Source organism: Bacteroidota bacterium, from assembly GCA_020161395.1.
Lineage (GTDB): Bacteria > Bacteroidota > Ignavibacteria > Ignavibacteriales > Ignavibacteriaceae > UTCHB3.
The window spans coordinates 31881-52953 of record JAIUOE010000010.1 but is presented as its reverse complement, the minus strand read 5'-3'; the positions used below and the strand labels follow the sequence as shown (position 1 = coordinate 52953).

The window sequence follows — 21073 nt, the reverse complement described above, 5'->3', positions numbered from 1 at the left end:
ACCTGTTATTGTTTGATTTTCACTTTTAGACCGGGAGTTATTTCTTTTGTGACCTTTTCGAGAATTTTGTCACCCTCGGCAAGTCCGGATGTGATTTCGACAGAGGTTCCGTATTCCTTCCCGGTTGTTACAGGAACTTCCACAATTTTGTCGTCTTTCACTTTGTAAACATACTTTTTATTATCCCGTTTTACGATCGAAGTTACAGGAATGGCAAGGAACGGCTTCTGATCCGTGTTTTTTACAGGTTCAGCGAGAAAAGAGACCCTCGCCCTCATCTCAGGCAAAACCTTGCTGTCGTAATCCTTAAACCCGATCTTCACCAATACCGTCGCTTTTGACCTGTCGGCAGTAGGTACTATTTTTGCTACAAAACCTGCATATCCCTTGTCAGGGTAAGCATCAAGATAAACCTGACACTCCATGTTCAAAGTTATTTTATCAATATTCGATTCTGAGACATCCGCTTCGACCTGAAGGGAGTTCATATCTGCAATCGTAACAACTGCGGCTCTGGAATTGGCTCCACCAGACAAAGGAGAGACCACCTCGCCAACCTCGGCATTTTTAGTCAGTACAGTTCCATCGAAAGGAGCCCTTATAAGAGTATTTTCAAGGTCCACCTTCAGCCGTGTTATCTGGGTTTTTGCATAATCAATTCCTGCAACCACCCTTTTTAACCTTGTCTCTGCGGCATCAAGCTCGGTTTCGGTCAGAGCATTTCTCTCGAAAAGTTGTTTCGCCCTTCTGAAATTGTTTTCAGCTTCCTTAAGGTCAGTCTCAGAAAGTTTCAAGTTCGACTCTGCCTGCTGTATCTGAGCGATAATGTCTGTATCTTCGAGCCGGGCGATAACTTCGTTTTTCCTTACTTTATCACCCTCCACTACCTTCAGAAAAACCAGTCTTCCCATTGCTTTCGATGCAATGGAGGCCTTTCTTTGAGCCACTACATAACCATTTCCTGTGAGCAGGGCTTCACTTTCTGTTGGGGTTTGCATTACTGCGGTCGTCATTTTTACTTCTGCCGGAGGATCAAAAATATCACCAAAAAAATAAAAAACCGCCCATGCGATCGCTGCCAATAATATTATCAGCACCCCGAATTTGATGTATTTTCCGCGGTTTTCCGGATTTTTTCTTTGAGTACGGTCAATTTTTAGTGTTGAAAGATCCATTTCTGAATCGGGCATGTTAAATTCTCGTCTGAATTGAATTTTATGAATAATTATACTGTTAAATTATAAAAGGGCAAAAATAACAAATTTCTCCCTTAATTTCTTGAATTCTGGATATAAAACTATTCAACAGAAACCATTCTTTTTAACCGCTTGTTTAGAATATATACCATTCAACCAAAATCCTTGAATATCATTAATCTTTTCGTGATTTTGGCTGTCCAATTATCAGTATTATTAAATTTCTACGATGAGGAAAATGAGACGCATCATAATTCTTTCAATTCTCTCACTCATAATTTTGTCGAGCGAGAGCCTTAGCCAGCAAAAAAAACCTGTAAACACACCCGGCGGAGCAGATCCTTCAGGTGAGATTTCAGGTGTACTCGTTGATGCCAAAACCGGCAAACCGGTCGAGTATGGTAATTTTGTAATTTACCGCAAAAAAGACAAAGCTCTTGTGAACGGGACTGTAACAGACATTTCCGGGCTGTTCAAAATGTCCCAGGTGCCCTTTGGCTTTTATACTGCTGAAATCTCATTTATTGGTTATGAGAAACTCACAATCGACTCGATACTGGTGACTCCAAAGAGTCTGTCTGTTGATTTGGGGATTTTGAAGTTAAGACCTGCCGGAATGACAACTGATGAAGTACTGGTTACAGGCGAAAAAGACGCCATAATCAACAATCTCGACAAACAGATTATTAATGTTGATAAAAATATCGCATCCGCAGGCGGAAATGCCGCCGATGTCTTAAGAAATGTCCCTTCGGTACAGGTTGACATAGATGGTAACCTGACTCTTCGCGGGAATGGAAATGTGAAAATCCTCATTGATGGCAGACCTGCCAACACAGGCGGTCAGTCAATCGGTGACATTCTGGCTTCAATACCTGCAGGTTCGATCGAATCCATCGAACTCGTAACAAATCCATCAGCCAAATATGATGCAGAAGGCACCGCCGGTATTGTGAATATTAAACTGAAGAAGAAATCAAACCTTGGTATCAACGGTATGCTCTCTTCAAATGTCGGAACAAATGACAAATACAATTCCTCAGTCAATTTGAACTACAAACTCGAACATATCAATTTCTTCGGAAATTTTGATTTCAGAGTGAACAACTTCATGAACGAGGGTAACTCTGTGAGAACCGCCTTCTATCCCGGTTCCACAAATATCCTCTCCCAGACTTCCAACGGTAATTTTACCATGAACATGAGTAACTACAACCTTGGTTTCGACTGGTACCTTGATGACTTTAATACCCTGACACTTCAGGGAAATTACAGGAAGTTCAATTTCGATAATGCGTTCAAGACTCAAAACACCTCCACTTCTTCAGGAACTCCTGCAGAAGTGTATCAGAGATACAGTGAGGGAGCAAGAGATTTCCAAAATCAGAACTACTCCCTGAATTACAAAAGAACCTTTACCGATAAAAACACTGAACTGACTGCCGATCTGACTTTCTCGAGAAATGATGTAAATCTGAACAGTTTTTCGAATGTTGACAGATTCAACAATTCCTCGCTCGTGAAAACCAAGAATGATTCAAAAAATAAATTTCAGTTTCTTGTCGGTTCCATCAACTGGTCCATGCCCCTGTTTGAAAGTACCACAAAACTTGAAACAGGTATCAAGACCACTTTCAGAAATCTGAACTCGGGTGTCTCCTATTTCAATAACGACCCCGTAACTGACAACTGGGTGCTAAACGCCAATCAGACAAATGTCTTCGATTACAATGAACAGATTCATGCTGCCTTCGCAATATTTACAGGAAGCTTCGGCGACTTCAAATATCAGGCAGGTTTAAGATCTGAAACAACTATTGCTGATGGCAAAACCGACAGAACCAATGTCAAAGTGGATAAAAATTATACCGATTTCTTCCCGTCTGTCTACCTGACATACTCACCAAGTATGATTCAGGAGATCAGAGCTAACTATAGCCGCAGAGTTGACAGACCAAATCCAAGACAGGTGAATCCTTTTGTTGATAATACAGATTCACTCAACATCTACTTCGGTAATCCAAATATCAACCCGCAGTTTACAGATTCTTATGAACTCGGTTACTCACTTTTTATGGGTAAACTGAACTTCATGACAACCCTTTTCTACCGTCAAACGAATGGTGCAATCAACTCATTCACCCGTCTTATCGGTAATGGAATCACTGAAACAACATGGGATAATATTGCAACCCAAAAAAGCACAGGATTTGAAGTTAGCACCGGTGGTGAAATTATCTCCGGATTCCGTCTGATGCCATCGTTCTCCTACTACAGAATTCAGTTGAATGGTGAGTCGGGATTGACAAAAATAAATCAGGATGATTACAGTTGGAATGCCAAACTGATCTCCTCGCTCAATCTCTTCGAGGGTGCAAGCATGCAGTTGATGTTTAACTACAATGCCCCCTCTGTAAATGCCCAGGGCAGAACTGAAGAAATGTATTTCATGGATGTCGCATACAAACAGGATTTCTTCGATGGTAACCTGTCACTTACAGTAAGAGTTTCCGATCTCTTCAATACAATGAAGTGGACCAACTCAACTGTCGGTACCAATTTCGACCTGTCGAACTATCGTAAGAATGACTCCAGAAATGTTTATGTAGGGCTCACCTACACCTTCAACAGCTTCAAAAAACAGCAGAAGAAAGGTGGAGAAGAAGGTCCCGGAGCTGATTCCTTCTAGACGGTCAGAAATGATTTTGGGATCATGCACTACTTAATTTTACTTTCACGATAACGACTGTTTCAGTCTGTGAATAAAGCTGCCTTGTGAGACCGGGGCAGCTTTTTTTTATGGAGGTTACAAATCGCTGATCTTTTTGTGTTTGATTTATCGGCTACAAAATTGTATTTTTGAGTCAAACTTTTTAAATGTCAGACAACACAATAGAGCAACAATGGAAATTAATAACAACATCTATCTCGGCGACTGCCTGGAAGTTCTAAAAGAGCTACCGGATAATTGTGTCGATCTGATTTTTACTTCACCCCCCTATGCTGATCAGCGAAAAGAAACCTACGGTGGCATCCACCCGGATCAATATGTCAACTGGTTTATCCCAAGAAGTGAGCAGTTTCTCCGTGTTCTAAAGCCAACGGGCACTTTTGTTTTGAACATCAAGGAAAAAGTCGTGAATGGCGAAAGAAGCACTTATGTGTTGGAGCTTATATTGGAGATGAGAAAACAGGGTTGGCTGTGGACGGAAGAATTCATCTGGCACAAGAAAAATTCATATCCTGGCAAGTGGCCCAACAGGTTCAGAGATTCCTGGGAACGGCTCTTGCAATTCAATAAAGACAAAAAGTTCGCAATGTATCAGGAAAGTGTGATGGTTCCCATGGGTGACTGGGCAAAAACACGCTTAAAAAAATTGAGCCAAACTGATCAAATCAGAGATAACTCGAAAGTTGGAAGCGGCTTTGGAAAAAACATTTCCAACTGGGTGGATCGGGATAAGGCTTATCCTTCGAATGTATTGCACCTCGCGACTGAATGTTCCAACAAAAATCACAGCGCTGCATTTCCCGAGGAATTACCCGAATGGTTCATCAAACTTTTTACTCAACCCGGGGATACTGTTTTAGATCCTTTTATGGGATCCGGGACTACAATCCAGGTAGCAAACAGAATGCACAGACACTCAATTGGTATTGATGTTGTCGAAGAATATTACAATATGGTCAAGTTGTCTGTGGAACCTCAAAAACTGGTACTCTTTGGTTGATATGGCACAATTCAATTTAGAACTCATTCAGAATTATGTAACAGAAAATATCGGTACTTTTCATACAAAACGGTTGGAAAGTCTTGGCAGACTTGATCTTAATAAAATAATCAAAAGAAAAAATCCTTATTTGTTCAAAGCCAAAGACCTCGGACCGGCTGAAATGATCAAAAGTATTGCTGATGCATTTCTGTCGTCCAACGAAGAGACTATTTTTGGTGACTGGTTGGAGAATTTAGCGATTTTCGTTAACTCTTCGGTTTATAGCGGTAGAAAGTCTGGAATTCAAGGAATCGATCTTGAATTTGATAAAGAATCGATCAGATACATTGTCAGCATAAAGTCGGGTCCCAACTGGGGAAACAGCAGTCAGAACAAGAAAATGCTCAGCGATTTCAAGTCGGCAATTAAAACTTTGCGTACCAGTAATTCAGGTTTGCGTGTGGTTCCTGTGAACGGTTGTTGCTATGGTATTGATAACACCCCTGACAAAGGAGATTACTTCAAGTATTGCGGACAGAGGTTCTGGTCATTTATCTCAGGTGATGACGATCTGTACAGAGAAATAATAATACCGATCGGACATGATGCCAAACAGAAGAATCTGGAATTTCTGGAAAAGTACATGGAAATAATCACTACCTTGCAGAGAGGTTTCTTGAACGACTTCTGTCTCCCAAATGGTTCGATTAACTGGAACAAAATAATGGAACTTAACTCGGGCAAGAAAGCATAATCCCAATTTCCGGCTGTATCCATATTCGATCCAGCTGACTCTTCGGAATCCGCTTGCCACTCTAATGTTCCCTGCCATAAAACACCTATATTTACACATCATTTTCCAGGTTTTATATGAAGCTTCTTATCGCCGGATCCTCCGTAGAGGACATGATTCATATAAACGGCACGGTATTAAACCAGCCGGGTGGGATGTTCTATGTGGCTTCTGCTGTTGATGCACTCAAGGAAGATGGTGATGAGATTTTTATGCTGACGAACCTGTCAGAAAAACAAAAGCACCTCTACTTCCCTCTCTACGAGAGATTCAACAGATCACTCGTAAATATTGTTGAGCAGCTTCCCGTCAACCACCTTTTCATTCACGAAAAAGGTGAAAGGGAGGAAAAATATGAGTACCTGACGGAGAAAATTAAATTTGACCCGGCGAGGCTGGCAGATCTCAACCTGAGTGGAGTCCTCGTGAATCTCATAACCGGTTTTGATTTTGCACCCGATGATTTGAAGATACTAAAATCAATCACTCAAGCCCCTCTGTTTCTCGATATCCATTCCCGGGCAAGGTCCTTCAGCGAAGACGGGAACCGGTACTTCGCTAAAATAGTTGATATTGACAAGTGGGCAGCATCTGTCGACATCCTGCAGGCAAATGAAACTGAAATTCTTTGTTGTGGTACCGGCGAAATAGAGGAATCGATAGTCGAAAATATCTTAAATTTGGGAGTCAAAATTGTTTTGGTTACCAAAGGCGATTTGGGGGTAAGAATGTATTACCTGAAAAATGGTGAAATAAACTCCCTCTTCGCGAAAGCAATCAAAGTGGAAACCGTAAACAAGGTCGGGTGTGGCGATGTGTTTGGTGCCGCATTTTTCCTCAACTGGTTGAGAACAGGTGACGCTATAAAAGCACTTTATGCAGGAAATGCTGCCGGTGCTGTAATATCAACTTATAAAACAACAGAACAGATAGAGAACCTTAAAAAAGATGTTGATTCCCTCTTATATGAAAAATAAAATTCTGATTTTTGGCGCATCAGGTATGCTTGGACAACGGTGCTATGAATATTTCGCTAAAAAACTCGGTTACTCTGTCCTCTGCTCTTCCTTCGAAGAAAAGTTCTACGACACTTCCGCAAATTATGTTCAGGCGGATATTACAAAAAGAGACAAGGTCAAATCGATTATATCGAATTTTTCCCCCGATTACATCATAAATGCCGCTGCGTTTACCAATGTGGATAAATCCGAGTCCGAACGGGAACTGGCATGGAGCATCAATGTAAAAGCTGTGGAATACATGGCTGAAGGCGCCAGGAACTGTGATGCCCATTTGATACACATCTCTTCTGACTACATTTTTGACGGAATAAAAGGTCAGTACTCCGAAAACGACAAACCCAATCCGGTTGGTTACTATGGAAGGACCAAACTGGCGGGTGAAAATGCCCTGAGAATTTCGAACGCACTCTACACTATATTGAGAACGAATGTACTGTATGGTGTGATAAAAGAAGGGCGGCTTGATTTTGTGCGCTGGGTCGTTGAATCGATAAGAAAAGGTGAGACAATAAGAATTGTAACCGATCAGATAAATAATCCCACTTTCCTGGATGACCTGGTTAGAGCCATTGGACAGGTGATGGAATTTGGAAAGTACGGAGTCTACAATATAGGTGGCCGGGAATTCCTCTCCCGTTATGATTTTACAATGAGAATAGTCGACTTTTTTGGTCTCGATAAATCGCTCGTGAAGGCAATTACCACACCTGAACTGAATCAGCCGGCAAAAAGGCCCCTGAACTCGGGACTGGTAACCATTAAGGCAGAAACCGAATTCGGCTACTCTGCCAGTTCGATAGAGGATACATTCAGATTTATGAAGGACGAACTTAACCTCTAATCGTTCGAGCCCATCAAATCTGAAATAAACTGCATGTTTTTTGAATCAAAATTTGAGATTACAATCTTTAGAATTGCCGTCAGGGGAACTGCCAGAAACATCCCCATAATACCCCAGATGTAACCCCAGATTATAACAGAAAAAAGAATAACCAGAGGATTCAGGTTGAGCCTTTTCCCAACAATCATCGGCTCAAGAAGGTTAAAGTAGAGGGTTTGTATCCCTGCCATACAACCAACAACCAGCAGCGTGAAAGTGATTTCCCCTGAATCCACCAGCGACATCAGGGCGGGAAGTATTGTTGCGAAAGCAGACCCGATTGTTGGTATAAAGTTCAGGATAGCGGTAAATGCTCCCCATACTGCGGGAAACGGAACGCCAAGAATTCCAAGAACAACCCCGACGGTTACACCGGCAAGGATATTGAGAACAAGTTTTGTAATAATATACTTTTGAATCTGCTCGGGAATGGTTTTAAATGTTTTCTCAAGCTTCGTGGTTTCTTCCTCAAGATCATGATCGAGCTGGTCAACGGATTTACCTGATTCATCAGCAACATGCTGTTTCCGTTTGATAATTTCGAACTTCTTTGGAGAGACAACCCTTTTCTCGATGGCACGATATATCGCTTTGTGACCGGGAAGAATAAACGAGAAGAAAAATATTACAAACAGGGCGTAACCCATAAGATCAATTGTCGAGGTGAGTAGACCTCCGGCAAGGGAACCGTAGTCGATCTGATTTAAAAGCGATTGTATCGAAAAGTTATTTAATGCCGGATCGGTGATACCGAGGGAGGTGGCAGTGTTTATAACCATTGCAGAAAGTTTTTTATCGTAAAGATCGAGTTCACTGCTGAAGCTCATCAGACTGTCTATGATAAATTTGCCCGCAAACCATGTCATTGTGAAAGTAATGGCAATATCCAACAGTCCCGCAATTGCGAGTGGTATTTTCTTCGAAGTGAGAAATCTGTTTAGTGGCACAAAAAGGAAATAAAGGAAATAGGCTATTACAAAAGGAAGAAAAAGATTTTGAAGTTCTTTCAACACGATAACGATGGCTACTATGCCCAGCGTCGCAATGAAAAATTTTGTCAGGTTATCCAGAGTTGTTTTTTCGGTCATGGCTTCAAATGTTTGTTTTTTTGAATTCAATATAGGAAAAGTTTTTTAGTTATGAGTGAACTTGTCCGGTTCGGCACCTGCAGTTGGAAATATGAGTCATGGAAAGGGATTATATATCCTGAATTTGGTGAAATCAATTTTTTGGAGGAGTACGCAAAATCTTTTGATTCTGTCGAAGTTGATCAGTGGTTCTGGTCACTTTTTACTCCCGGGAAACCACCCGCACTTCCAAAAGTAAAAGATGCGGAGGAATACGCTTCCGTCACACCGGATAATTTCAGATTTACCATTAAAGTGCCCAATTCAATTACACTCACCCACTTTTATCCCAAATATACCGGTGGAAAACTTGAGCAAAACCCGTGGTTTCTCTCAGGTGAGCTATGGAAGTCCTTTGTTGATTCGATCTCACCACTCCACTCGAAAACTGCTGCACTGATTTTACAGTTTGAGTATTTGAACAAACAAAAAATGCCTGATCCAAACCTGTTTTTTGGATTGCTCGAGAGGTTTTTTAGAGATGCCGGAAACGGGTTGCCGCTTGCGGTGGAAATCAGAAATCCAAATTTCCTCACCCGTGAATTTTTCACTCTCCTGCATGACCTTGAAGTAGTCCCTGTTTTCCTGCAGGGATACTTTATGCCACCGGTTTTTGAAATCATCGATAAGTTTAAGGATTTGCTCGGTGAGAGGATCATAATTCGACTTCACGGACCGGACAGATCAAGCATTGAGGAAAAAACAGGGGGCGTATGGGACAGAATTGTTGAACCGAAAGATGTGGAAATTTCAAGATTGACCAGACTACTCGAGATGCTGAAGGGAATGGATACTGAAGTATATTTAAATGTAAATAATCACTATGAAGGTTCAGCTCCTCTGACAATAAACAAAATCAAGAAAGGACTGGGAGATATCTAATGCACTGGTTTATTTGGGCTCTGGCTTCCGCCGTTCTTTCAAGTGTTGCGGCAATTACACAGAAGAAAGCATTAAAGGGGATAAATGCACTTGAGTTTTCATTTCATCTTTCCTGGGTAAATCTGATTTTTTGTATCCCTTTTCTGTTTTTCATCGATTTTACGATGATTACCGGCGAACAAACATGGGTGATGTTTATCAAAACATTCCTTCAGGCATTTGCTTTCTGGTGTGTTATGCTCAGTCTGAAGAGTCTCGAGATCAGCTCCGCACTTCCCCTCCTGGCGATGACTCCTGCAACCGTTGCAATCTTTGCTTTTATTTTCATCGGTGAAACATTGACAATAAAAGAGATTCTGGGACTTTCCATGGTTCTCCTGGGTTCTTATTTTCTCGAGATGAAGACTATAAAGGGGGCGGTGGAGCCATTCAGGATATTCTTTACAACAAAGAAATATATTTATGTGGCAGCAGCGCTTGCATTTTTTACTGTGTCAACGATTCTTGACAAATACCTGTTAAAAGACCACAAGATGGAGACCTCCACCTTCATGGTGATGCAACACATCTTTTTCCTTTTCGATTTTACTTTGTTGATGCTCTTTACCCGGTCCGGTTTCACCCTGCCCAAAGGCGAGCTGTTGAAACCCCTCTTTCTTCTTATCGTTGCGACGGCTGCCATAACAATCGGTTACCGATATACCCAGATCGTTGCCTTCACTATCGCCCCCGTTGCTTTGGTAATAGCAGTTAAGAGATTTTCAGTCTTCTTTGCAAGTGTTGCCGGCGGAAAAATATTCAACGAAGGCGATTTACTCAGAAAGGGATTTGCCGCTTTTGTAATTGTGGCAGGCACCGTTCTGATGATCTTCAAAAATTGAAGGTTGAATTCTTGAAGGATGAATTATTGAAGTTTGAAGTCAGAGGTTTGAAGTTTGAAATTACTGTAAATCGGGACCAGTCGAGACCCCTTTTCAGTCCCGGTAATTCATAAGTCAAAACCAATAAATTGTACTTAAACTCTCCTCTGCGTAACTCCTTTTAATCCGCGTGTATCTGCGAACTTATTTTCAAATTACAAATTGTCCAAAACAGGGAGTGTCCTGATTCTTTTGCCTGTAGCAGCAAATATTGCATTACTCAGAGCAGCGGGACACGCACCGATACCAACCTCACCCACTCCACCCACTTTGAAAGTATTTTGCACGATGTGAACTTCGATTTCAGGAGCCTCATCGTATGAAATGATGCCATAGTCATCGTAATTAGACTGCTCCACAGCTCCATTTTTAACAGTGATCTTCCCTTTCATGGCAGCCGATAGCGCAAAGATTACCGCTCCTTCAGTTTGTGCTTTTACAGATTCAGGATTTATAGCCAGTCCGCAGTCGATAGCGACAACAAACTTTCGAATTTTGACATTGTTGTTCGTAACCGAAACTGTTGCGACCTGAGCACAATAACTGTCATATCCCTGGAAGAATGCAATTCCCATCCCTTTCTGCTTACCCCAACCTGCCTTTTCTGCTGCAAGTTCGAGAACTGCCCTCTCTCTGCTGCCTGCAGGCATCAGGTCTCTTCTAAAGATGAAGGGATCGATATTTTTCGAATGCGCCAGTTCATCGATGAATGACTCGACCGCAAATGGCACCTGAGAATGGTAGACCGCTCTCCATGGACTTGATGTTAGTGGTGTCTGAAGAAGAGTACCCGTAATTTTATAATTTTTGATACCATAGGGAAGGTCCTTTGCACCTTCAGCAATATCAAACTGCTCCGGCTTCAGGGTGTCCTTGCTCCATTGTGCACGAATGGATTGCCCGACAATGTTGAGAGTGAATACAGGAGCGTTTTTTTCTACTGTACCTGTAAATCTGTACAAACCGTACGGGCGGTAAACTCCCTGTTTTGTATCATCTTCTCTTGTCCAGGTAAGTTTTACCGGTTTACCCGTTTTTTTTGTAATTTCAGCAGCTTCGACACCAAAGTCGTTCACGAGCCTTCTTCCAAATCCTCCGCCGAGGAAAGTCACATGTACCGTAACCTCCTTTTCATCGATTCCGAGAGTGCTGGCGACATCTTTTCTGAGCCGTTGCGGATTTTGAGTTGGAGCCCACACTTCACATTTTCCGTTGATGAAGTGTGCAGTGGCGTTCATCGGTTCCATCGGTGAGTGAGAGAGAAACGGCACTTCATAATCGGCAGTAATTGTTCCGTTATTCCCCTTCAAGATTGTGTCAGGGTCACCTTCCTGTTTTATTACTCCACCCGGCTCAGCGAGTTTCTTTTTTGCTTCCTCGCGCAGATCACTGGTGTTGAATTTTAGCGTATCCGAGGGTAGCCATTCAGCTTTTAGCTTTTCTGCTCCTTTAAAGACCTGCCAGGTCGATTTTCCTGTTATGGCAACACCCGTTGAGATTTCAAATGCGTCATATATTCCCGGAAGCGATGAAATCGAGGATTTATCAAAAGCCTTGAGTTTCAGTTTGTAGGCATCAGGTCGCTTTACAGTGGCATAGATCATTCCCGGAAGACGGACATCAATTCCGTAAATTGCCTCACCGTACAATTTAGGTGGCGTGTCTTTTCTTGGAGTGCTTTTCCCGATAATCTTAAAGTCTTTCGGATCTTTAAGCGGCACATCTGCCGGAACGGGAAGTTTGGATGCTTCTGATGCAAGTTCGCCATAAGAGAGTTTTGCACCTGTTTTTTTGCTGATTACAAATCCCTTTTCTGCATAGAGATCTTCAATTTTCTCTTTCATCAGAATTGCTGCTGCAGAGATCAGCATAATCCTGGCTGTTGCACCGGCTTTTCTTAACGGTTCATAACCCTGCCTGATGCTCGTGCTTCCGCCGGTTGTTTGATTTCCATAATCAAATCCGGCATCCGCCTGCACAATATTTACGGTTTCCCAGTCAACTTCAAGTTCTTCAGCCACAATCATCGGGAGTGAAGTATATACCCCCTGACCCATTTCCGACTTTGCCACGATAATAGTGACCTCACCGTTGGAGTTGATCTGTAAAAACGGACCCGGCTGAAATATCCCTTTCGGATCGTCACCAAAAATTCCGTTTTCACCCCTGACCAGGGAGGCGGGAAGAAATGTTGCGAGTATCAATCCACCACCTGAAATACTCGCAATTTTTATAAAGTCACGCCTTTTCATATCAGCCTCTCTCTTTCATCAATTCATCAACAGCAATTTTGATTCTCGGGTAGGTTCCGCACCTGCAGAGTACGCCTGTCAGGGCAATTTCCATTTCCTGAGGTGTTGGTTTGGATTTGCGGTTTAGAAGTGAAGCGACTGTAAGAATCTGTCCCGGTTGACAATAACCGCATTGGGAGACTTCTTTTTCAATCCATTTTTTGAAGATCGGGTGTGATTTGTCTTTCGCAAATCCCTCGATGGTTACTATCTTTCTGTCTCCAACCTGTGAGACAGGAATGGAACACGACTTTTCAATTTCTCCTTCAAGCAATACCGTGCATGTGCCACAAATGCCCTTTCCGCACGAGTATTTGGTTCCGGTCAGTCCAAGTTCATCTCTTAACACCCAAAGCAAGGGTGTCGAGGCATCAACATCAACTGATACTTCACTACCGTTAAGTTTAAGTTTGAATTCAGGCATAAAATTTTTCTTCTTCGAATTATTTGTAAATTTCAGTCAAAAAGGTTTCCGATATTCAGAGTGTTGGATGGATCAAAATATCTTTTCACCCGTTTCATCTCGGCAATCCCGGACTCCCCGTACATCAGTTTGAGGTATTCTTTTTTGAGCTTACCAATTCCGTGTTCTGCTGAGACGGTTCCTCCTGACTCCACGGCTTTTTTGCAAAGTTGAAGATAAATCTCTTTCCCTTTGGCAAATTCTTCCTCGTTTTTTGGAAGCATGTTCAGATGAAGGTGGCAGTCACCAAAATGCCCGTAGGCAACATAATCAAGTCCGTTCTCTTTTACCAGATTTACGGAATATTTGTAGTATTCATCGAACTCAGCGACTGGCACGGCTGTATCTGTACCAAGTTTATAAAACCCGTTTTGCGTAATGTATTCGTTCACCTTGTAGGAGATTGCGTGTCTGAACTCTTTTATTTTCGCAGCATCCTGGTCGTCGGCTGCGTACCATGCATCTTCAGGACTCGAGTGATATTTTTCAAGTTTGTTCAACCAGTATGCGGTTACTTCATCGTGCGTATTTTCTGTCGTCTCCACTTCAAACCAGACGCCGGCCTCCATATTTTCAGGGATATTGGGATAATCATTTTTCAGGAAAAGCAGAGCATTTGCATCAAAAAACTCAAGGGCGGAAAGGGACCCACAAGTGTTTGTTACAGGGTCGATCTCCGGATCACCGTTAATTCCTCTCCCCTCGGCTCTGCTTTCAGAAACAAATTGAAGTGCGTCATCGATATTTTTGAAAAATGCAACACACGAAAGGAGTTTTTCGGGAATCGGAAGCGCATTAAGTTTGATTCTCGTAATTACCCCGAGAGTTCCTTCCGAACCTGTAATAAGATCGAGTAGGTCGGCACCCTCTTTGCTGTAGTAGCCGGCTGCATTTTTAACCGCCGGCACTTTTAAGCGCGGCGGACGGATGTTAAGTACTTTCCCTTCAAGTGTTTTTGCTGCAAAGACCCCCCTCTTGTCTGTTATGTCTCCTCTTCGCATCCTGATCGTATCTCCATCCGGAAGCATCAAATACACTCCCGCAACATAATTTCTTGTTGGACCATATTTGAACGAACGGGCACCGGAGGAATTATTGGCGACAATTCCCCCGACTGTGCAAAATGTTTCAGTAGGATCCGCAGGAAAAAAGAAACCTCGCTCTTTCAGGTAAGCCTGCAGATCACTGAGCAGAACTCCGGGATCACAGGTCACAATCATTTTTACTCTGTTGAATTTCCAGATCGTATTCATTCCCACAGTTGAAATCAGAATTCCCCCCTGAGGAACGCACCCGCCTGTAAGTCCTGTTCGGCTTCCGGAAATTGTTACTTTTATTTTGTCAGCATGGGATTTTTTGAGGAGTGAATTAAGTTCGTGGTGGTCTTTTGGAAAGAAGACAGTGTCGCAGTCACCCTTGAAATTTGAGGCGTCATGCAACCATTCCTGTATCTCTTCTTTGTGCGAATTGAATTTTACTTTAGTAAACATTTTCTGCCTTCATTTCTGAACCTCCAGTCATTCCTGCCAGCACGAAAAGAATGAGGATTTCAATATGGTAATTAAAATTCAGGATGTTTTAATTGTCAAAATTAATACTATTTGCAATCTCTGCAATTATTTTCTTAACTTTCTTTATCATTTTATTGAGATTGTATGAAAAAGTCGATTTTGTTTTTATTGATCCTTGTTTCCGTGACAACTGCCCAGTCTTTTAGATTTAAAAGACCGGTAAAGGATAATATTCAAACCAACGGCTCATACCTTTATGGCGAGCCGAGGTATGGGAATAATGCGCTTGCACACCTTGGTATCGATATTGCAGCAAGATATGATACCGTCTTCGCTGCAGCAGATGGAGTAATAACCTTTGTCGGGTATAACCCCTCTGATACAGTCGGTGGCTATGAACCAGGTGGTGGAGGGAACTACATTACCCACCGCGCGATGTGGAACAATAAAACCGTATACATGCTCTATATGCATCTTCAAAGACCACTGATAACTTCGGGAGCAACGGTTGCACAGGGTGATCCGATTGCAATTTCAGGAAATACAGGTAATTCCACCGGACCCCACCTCCACTTCGAAATTAGAATGAATACCGCCACCTACGCTACCCCCGGTTCAAGAAGAAACGCCGAACTGTGGGCGGGAATGACCGGAACGGGCGCAATTTATGGTCGGGTACCAAATGCTCCGAACAGCACCCGTGTCGATATTTCTCCCGACCCAAAGCCGAGACCTCCTTACACGACTTACGGATACTCTCTTACCTACAACTTTGGAGACCCCTATGTGGGAAGCGATGATATTTACAATGAGAATTATGGAATTGGTGATGTGAAGCCTGGAACTTACACTATTACCGCTCTCGGAGGAGCTTACTCCCGGGTCGTAACAGTCGCTGCAGGCCAGGTCGTAAGTGCAGATCCACCTTCAGATATTAGAGATGAGATTGTGTTGCCTAATGAGCTTGCTTTGTCACAAAATTTTCCAAATCCGTTTAATCCTGAAACGGTTATCAACTTCACTCTAATTGAACAGTCTGTAGTTAAAGGAACTGTATATGATGTAATGGGAAGAGAAATTGTAACTCTTATTAATTCAGAATTGCCGGCGGGGAACCACTCCATCACATTCGAAGCAACAAATCTTCCTTCGGGTATCTACCTATTGAGGCTTATTGCTGGAAAGAATCAAAGTATAATAAAGATGACTTTGAGTAAATGAAGGCAAATGATAAATCGTTGATCCAGGGAGATTGTTGTAATATTTATCTTTTTCATCGTTCCTCGTTTAACTACTTAAGGATAATGATTTAATAAAAAAACTTTTCCAATCATTAAAAAGAATTTCTTTTTTAATTAAATAATTCCTATTTTAACCATCGATTGTAAAATTTATAAGTTAATAAATTGCTTAACATGTTAAAATGGTTAATTAAAGCATTGTTGCTTTTCCCGGTGACAAGCGCTTCCCCTCTTTTTGTTCTATTCCGGAAACTTGAGATTTCTTCCATGGAGGATTTGGTTCAAATCCCGACCGTTAATCACTATCCTGCAAAAGATCCTTTTACATGTTACTCATGGTTGCCCCGGGAATCTATAAGATCCCATTAACTTTTTTTTGTAACTGATTTAAAATTAGATAGTTAAAACAGCAAATATGGAGTAAACAATGACATTTTTCTTTTTTAGTAATTGCAATTTTTTGCGATTTTTATTGATTTTTTAAGCATAGTGTTTGTTGAAATGAAATTCAACAATTCTTTCGTGATACAAGGTCTCTTAGTTTGGATGACCAAGGTCATTTTAGCTTTGGGATAAATTCTCTGTAACAAGAATATTGACGGAGTAACCAATGAAAATAATATTTCTACTCGCAACACTCTATTGTCTGACTATTAGTGTCAGTGCGATAAATACCAACCCAGGCAATGCTACCGGCGATCACAAAATCTCTCCTAAATCTAATGACAATACAATAGTAGCATATTACCCATTTAATGGAAACCTGAATGATGTGAGTGGGTATGACAACCATGGTGTCGCCAGTGGAGGTGCCTATCTTACAGCCGACAGATTTGGCAATCCAAACTCTGCATTCGCATTCAACGGAATTGATGGTCAAATTGAAATCGCAAATTCTCCATCCTTGGCTTCACCCGTAAATGGAATTGCAATTTGTGGTTGGATATACATCAATTCTTGGGACAATGGATTTGCTCCATTTTTATGCAAATCCGTATCAGCGGATGGTCCTCAGTATGAAATTCTCTTGAACCAAACTTTTATCGGGTTTTATACCTCAAACGCAACTATAAACTCAACAATTTCTTATCAATTCCAACTTCAACGATGGTATTTTATTGCCGTTTCCTGGAATGGTTCTGTAATCAACACTTATGTAAATAATGAACTTATAGGCTCAGTGGCCACTTCCGGGTCACTAATACCGAATAATAATAGTCTCACTATGGGAGTTAATACACCCGGGGTTATCGAACATTTAAATGGATCGATCGATGATATAAGAATTTTTAACAGATCGATTAATGCTTCAGAGATTAATTCATATTTCAATGAGGGGTTGGTGACTTTGGTATCACCTGGAAATGGTACAGAACCCGGATATACAATATCAACTTTAACTCCTACTTGTTTGTGGTTTAGTGTCAGAAATGCAACACTTTACAGTTTGCACTTGTATAAAAAAATTGGCAACAGGTATGAATTTATTTATGGAAATGATAACATCCCAAATACCAGCTTTCCGATACCGTCAGGGTTGATCAATAATGGTTCCACTTACTTCTGGATCGTTCGTGCAAAAATTGCAAATAATTGGATTCCTTTTTCACAACCAAATTATTTCTCGACAAATATCGTGGCGGTAACCCCGACAATTTTTCTTTCTTCGTCAATGATTAATGTTGGTGAAAGAGTTTCGATCTCAGGGATAAAATTTTCAATAAACAGTGGAGTTCAAGTCCGAATAAATTCAAATAATGGATCTAATTTATTTTTGAATGTACCAACAAATTCTTTAGGTGAATTTGCCAATCCAGTTCTGATTTCTGAACCGGGTAGTTATTCCGTTTATTGCAAAGATATGCTTACAGGAAATTTTTCGAACCACAAATCGTTTATTGCTTCAGCTCCATCAAACAATTCGTATTTTACTCTTCTTAGTCCTGAGCCTGTCTCTCAGGCAAACACAAACGATCAGATTTTAGTGAAGTGGAATGACAAACTTGATCTGGAAATTCCTGCAAATGACAACCCACCCGGCGGTAATCAAAGAGCGTATTCATACGATATCGAGAAAGCCTTAAGTATAAACGGACCTTGGCAGGTTATTTCATCTATTTCCGGATTTGATGATAAATTTAAAAGTGTGACTTTAAGTAAAGTAGTCAATATCCCAAACGAAGGAAGTTGTTTTCTAAGAGTTGTAGATGGTTTGATCCCAAACCGTCAGACTGAAAATGCCCAGTTACAAATTAGCGCAGCAACCTCTGTAAATTTTAAAGTCGAATATCTTTGGGATTATTCTTATCCTCGGCCAAGCGAACCCCCAATTGGAGTTGTTGCTGATGGAACAGGCAGATTTTATATAAAAGTTTCAAACCCTACAACAACAATTGAAAGAGTGACTTTCACACTTAGTGATCAGAACTCAAACACCGAAACAAGAATACTGGGGAAACTAAAAGAAGCAACGAATATATCAAGTTACAGCGATGAGGCAAATTCTGCCGATCAAATAACTGCAAATGGTAATGAGCATCCACCCAATTCATTCTATTGTTGGTATGTGGCACCTGACGATTTCTTGGATGGGACAATTTCTGAAAATACTCAGGAAAGAAAAGTTAACATTCATATCGAAGTAGAATATTCAAACGGACAAATAGAGCAAACAACAAAACCAGTTATTGTTCAGCGCCCACAACTGGTGCTAGTTTATGGATTGAATGGCACAACTTCTACATGGAATAGTTTTGTCAAAGAACCAAATTTAAGAAAGTTCACCATTCATAAACTTGAGATCGATAATAAAGGAAGTTTTGACCTTAATGCACAAAATATTTTATTCAATGCTGATCCAAACTACTCACTTCCCGCTTATATTAAGCAGTACAGAATGCATCATAAAATAGCAACTAATCAGGTTTATTATGTTGGACATAGCATGGGGGGCAGTATTTTACGATACGCAGAAACAATATTTCCCTACAATTTCTCTGACAGACAGAACTATAGGAAAGGTTTTGTTAATAAATTTATTTCATTAGATACCCCGCATAAAGGTTCACCCTTAGCTAACATGTTAGTTAACTTTAAACCTCCTGCCTCATTGATTGAGGTTTCACTTGCTCTTCTACTAAAAGATTTTTATAATTGGAGTTTTAGTGATGGTTTGAAGGTTCACCCTGCATTTGAGGATTTAAGAGTAAATCAGCACTCCTTCAATCAAACCATATATAAATCACATGTTTTTGTAGGCGATTTTATCCCGGGGCCCGAAACATTTTCACAATTGGCAGCAAATGCAATATGGGATAGTCAATTTTATAAGACATTAATTGATTTATTGAGATTATTCTTTCTGGATGTAAAAAAACCTTACGATTTACTTAAAAGATGGGATTCGCATTTTTCGGCGGTTCCTGCACAAGACCCAATTCCCAATTCCTTTGCGAACTCAGATATCATTGTTTTGGTTAACAGTCAGCTCTCAGGACTCTCCCTTACCTCGGATAATGTCACATATGGACCTTACTATGTACACTCATCTTTGTTTGGTTCATATGCAGTTGTAGATGTTTCTGCTGAAAAAGTAAGCAGTCTATTAGACATGTCCATTTATTCAAATAAGTGGGGTCCAATTCCTGCTACAACTCGTACTATTTCTGATTTTAGAATCGCACCATCTCATGTAAATATCGTTGCAGATAGTTCAGGTATTGAGATATTTCAACCTGAACTCAACAGTACATTATTTATTGATAGCACATTCAATTTGCTATTTGAATTGGAAGATACTGTAAATCTAAAGAAAATTGAAATTAGATACCAAGACCAGTTGGTTGAAGACACTATCCCCCAATTTAACTATAATTTTGAACTCGGAGTGAGCAATAATCGGCTTGACACCCAAAAAGTTTACATATTTGCTTATTATTTTATGGGTGATTCAATAAAAATTGTAAACAAATCAGTCCCTGTTGTGGTAAAATCAAACGATATCCCTTTCGATCTTGAGTCAGAAGATAAATTTGTTTATCTGGTTGCATCACAAGATTATTATCTTGATATGAATTTGTATTTCCCGAATTTTATAAGTAAGGTCGGGACTTCTGGTACCAAGTTAAAGGTAACATTTGAGAATCCGTCAATATTTGTTTATGATGATGCAGAAAAAAAACTTTCAGCAATGGCCGATGGTGACACCTATATCATAGTGCATTATGATAATTTAGCTGACACAATTTATTTCAAAATAAGGGGGGAGGAGATTGTGCCAGTTGAATTGACATCTTTTACAGGAATCCAGAGTGGAGATAAAATTTCATTGAAATGGGAAACTCAAACAGAGACAAATAATCGAGGTTTTGAAATTGAGAGGAAAGCCCAAAATGGGAAAGATTTTACCAAGATAGGTTTTATTGACGGGAATGGAACTACCACCAAACCGAGAAGTTACAGTTTTATCGATTCTCCAATGGAAGACGATCTGTATTTCTATCGGGTAAAGCAGATTGATTATGATGGATCATTTACTTATACACCAACCATACAAGTTGACTTTCATGGTGTTCCTGAGAATTTTGCTTTATTTCAAAATTTTCCCAATCCGTTTAATCCAGTAACAAAGATCAGGTATTCCATCCCAAATACAAGCACGGTAAATATTCGGATTTATAACTCTTTAGGTGAAATGGTCAGGCAAATTGTTAATGAAATACAGGAAGCAAATAATTATGAAATCGAATTTGATGGATCAGGATTTGCAAGTGGAGTTTATTTCTATTCACTTGAGGCATATGCACTTGAAGGTGGGCTGAGATTTCAGAATACGAAAAAAATGATAGTATTAAAATAAGCAAGGTTATTACGCTCCGCCCAAAACAAGCCGGGAAAGACAAAACCCGGCTTCAGGCAGGGCAACGAATTCTGTCACTGTTTCAGAATTGGCTATAGTCTGTTCAGCATCAATTAGTTATTATTGATTTAATAACAATACAATAAATATACCTCGAGAATTAAAATGAGAATAAT

The 21073-nt window shown here is 40.7% G+C and carries 14 protein-coding genes; 9 read left to right on the top strand and 5 right to left on the bottom strand.

Features of this window, described 5'->3' with window-relative positions; genetic code table 11:
- Nucleotides 1–5 precede the first annotated feature (5 nt).
- On the bottom strand, nt 6–1190 hold the full coding sequence (locus LCH52_14040; protein MCA0389606.1) for an efflux RND transporter periplasmic adaptor subunit: 1185 nt from the start codon (nt 1188–1190) through the stop codon (nt 6–8).
- 244 nt (nt 1191–1434) lie between these two features.
- On the opposite strand from LCH52_14040, the gene LCH52_14035 reads away from it, so the two are divergent.
- From LCH52_14035 to rfbD, 5 genes are all read left to right on the top strand, one after another.
- Nucleotides 1435–3885: a TonB-dependent receptor gene (locus LCH52_14035; protein ID MCA0389605.1), complete on the top strand. Its 2451-nt coding sequence runs from the start codon at nt 1435–1437 to the stop codon at nt 3883–3885.
- Between the two features lie 214 nt (nt 3886–4099).
- Nucleotides 4100–4927 (top strand): site-specific DNA-methyltransferase, encoded by an 828-nt coding sequence (locus LCH52_14030; GenBank protein MCA0389604.1) that lies wholly within the window; start codon nt 4100–4102, stop codon nt 4925–4927.
- Nucleotide 4928: 1 nt separating this feature from the next.
- Nucleotides 4929–5663 carry a cytosolic protein gene (locus tag LCH52_14025; protein MCA0389603.1) on the top strand — a complete coding sequence of 245 codons (735 nt, stop codon included), beginning with the start codon at nt 4929–4931 and terminating at the stop codon, nt 5661–5663.
- Nucleotides 5664–5779: 116 nt separating this feature from the next.
- Nucleotides 5780–6679, top strand: coding sequence for a carbohydrate kinase family protein (locus tag LCH52_14020; protein ID MCA0389602.1), 900 nt, complete (start codon nt 5780–5782; stop codon nt 6677–6679).
- Complete coding sequence (gene rfbD, locus LCH52_14015) at nt 6669–7565, top strand: dTDP-4-dehydrorhamnose reductase (GenBank protein MCA0389601.1); 897 nt, start codon at nt 6669–6671, stop codon at nt 7563–7565. Before LCH52_14020 ends, rfbD begins: the two co-directional genes overlap by 11 nt.
- Here rfbD and LCH52_14010 read toward each other — a convergent pair.
- Nucleotides 7562–8692 carry an AI-2E family transporter gene (locus tag LCH52_14010; GenBank protein ID MCA0389600.1) on the bottom strand — a complete coding sequence of 377 codons (1131 nt, stop codon included), beginning with the start codon at nt 8690–8692 and terminating at the stop codon, nt 7562–7564. The two genes, rfbD and LCH52_14010, sit on opposite strands and share 4 nt — an antisense overlap.
- Before the next feature lie 51 nt (nt 8693–8743).
- On the opposite strand from LCH52_14010, the gene LCH52_14005 reads away from it, so the two are divergent.
- Together LCH52_14005 and LCH52_14000 are read left to right on the top strand one after the other, a co-directional pair.
- Nucleotides 8744–9613, top strand: coding sequence for a DUF72 domain-containing protein (locus tag LCH52_14005; protein MCA0389599.1), 870 nt, complete (start codon nt 8744–8746; stop codon nt 9611–9613).
- Nucleotides 9613–10494: an EamA family transporter gene (locus tag LCH52_14000; GenBank protein ID MCA0389598.1), complete on the top strand. Its 882-nt coding sequence runs from the start codon at nt 9613–9615 to the stop codon at nt 10492–10494. Before LCH52_14005 ends, LCH52_14000 begins: the two co-directional genes overlap by 1 nt.
- Before the next feature lie 194 nt (nt 10495–10688).
- On the opposite strand, the gene LCH52_13995 is transcribed toward LCH52_14000, so the two are convergent.
- The 3 genes from LCH52_13995 to LCH52_13985 are packed head-to-tail and all read right to left on the bottom strand — an operon-like array spanning nt 10689 to nt 14777.
- Nucleotides 10689–12785, bottom strand: a complete 2097-nt coding sequence (locus tag LCH52_13995) for a molybdopterin-dependent oxidoreductase (protein ID MCA0389597.1) — start codon at nt 12783–12785, stop codon at nt 10689–10691.
- A 1-nt stretch (nt 12786) separates the two neighbouring features.
- On the bottom strand, nt 12787–13248 hold the full coding sequence (locus LCH52_13990) for a (2Fe-2S)-binding protein (protein ID MCA0389596.1): 462 nt from the start codon (nt 13246–13248) through the stop codon (nt 12787–12789).
- A gap of 32 nt (nt 13249–13280) precedes the next feature.
- Nucleotides 13281–14777, bottom strand: coding sequence for an FAD-binding oxidoreductase (locus tag LCH52_13985; protein MCA0389595.1), 1497 nt, complete (start codon nt 14775–14777; stop codon nt 13281–13283).
- A 165-nt stretch (nt 14778–14942) separates the two neighbouring features.
- Between LCH52_13985 and LCH52_13980 the strand changes: the two genes are divergently transcribed.
- Both LCH52_13980 and LCH52_13975 read left to right on the top strand, forming a co-directional pair.
- Nucleotides 14943–16019: a peptidoglycan DD-metalloendopeptidase family protein gene (locus LCH52_13980; GenBank protein MCA0389594.1), complete on the top strand. Its 1077-nt coding sequence runs from the start codon at nt 14943–14945 to the stop codon at nt 16017–16019.
- A gap of 630 nt (nt 16020–16649) precedes the next feature.
- Entirely contained in the window at nt 16650–20897 is a 4248-nt protein-coding gene (locus LCH52_13975) for a T9SS type A sorting domain-containing protein (GenBank protein ID MCA0389593.1), read from the top strand.
- Nucleotides 20898–21073 lie beyond the last annotated feature (176 nt).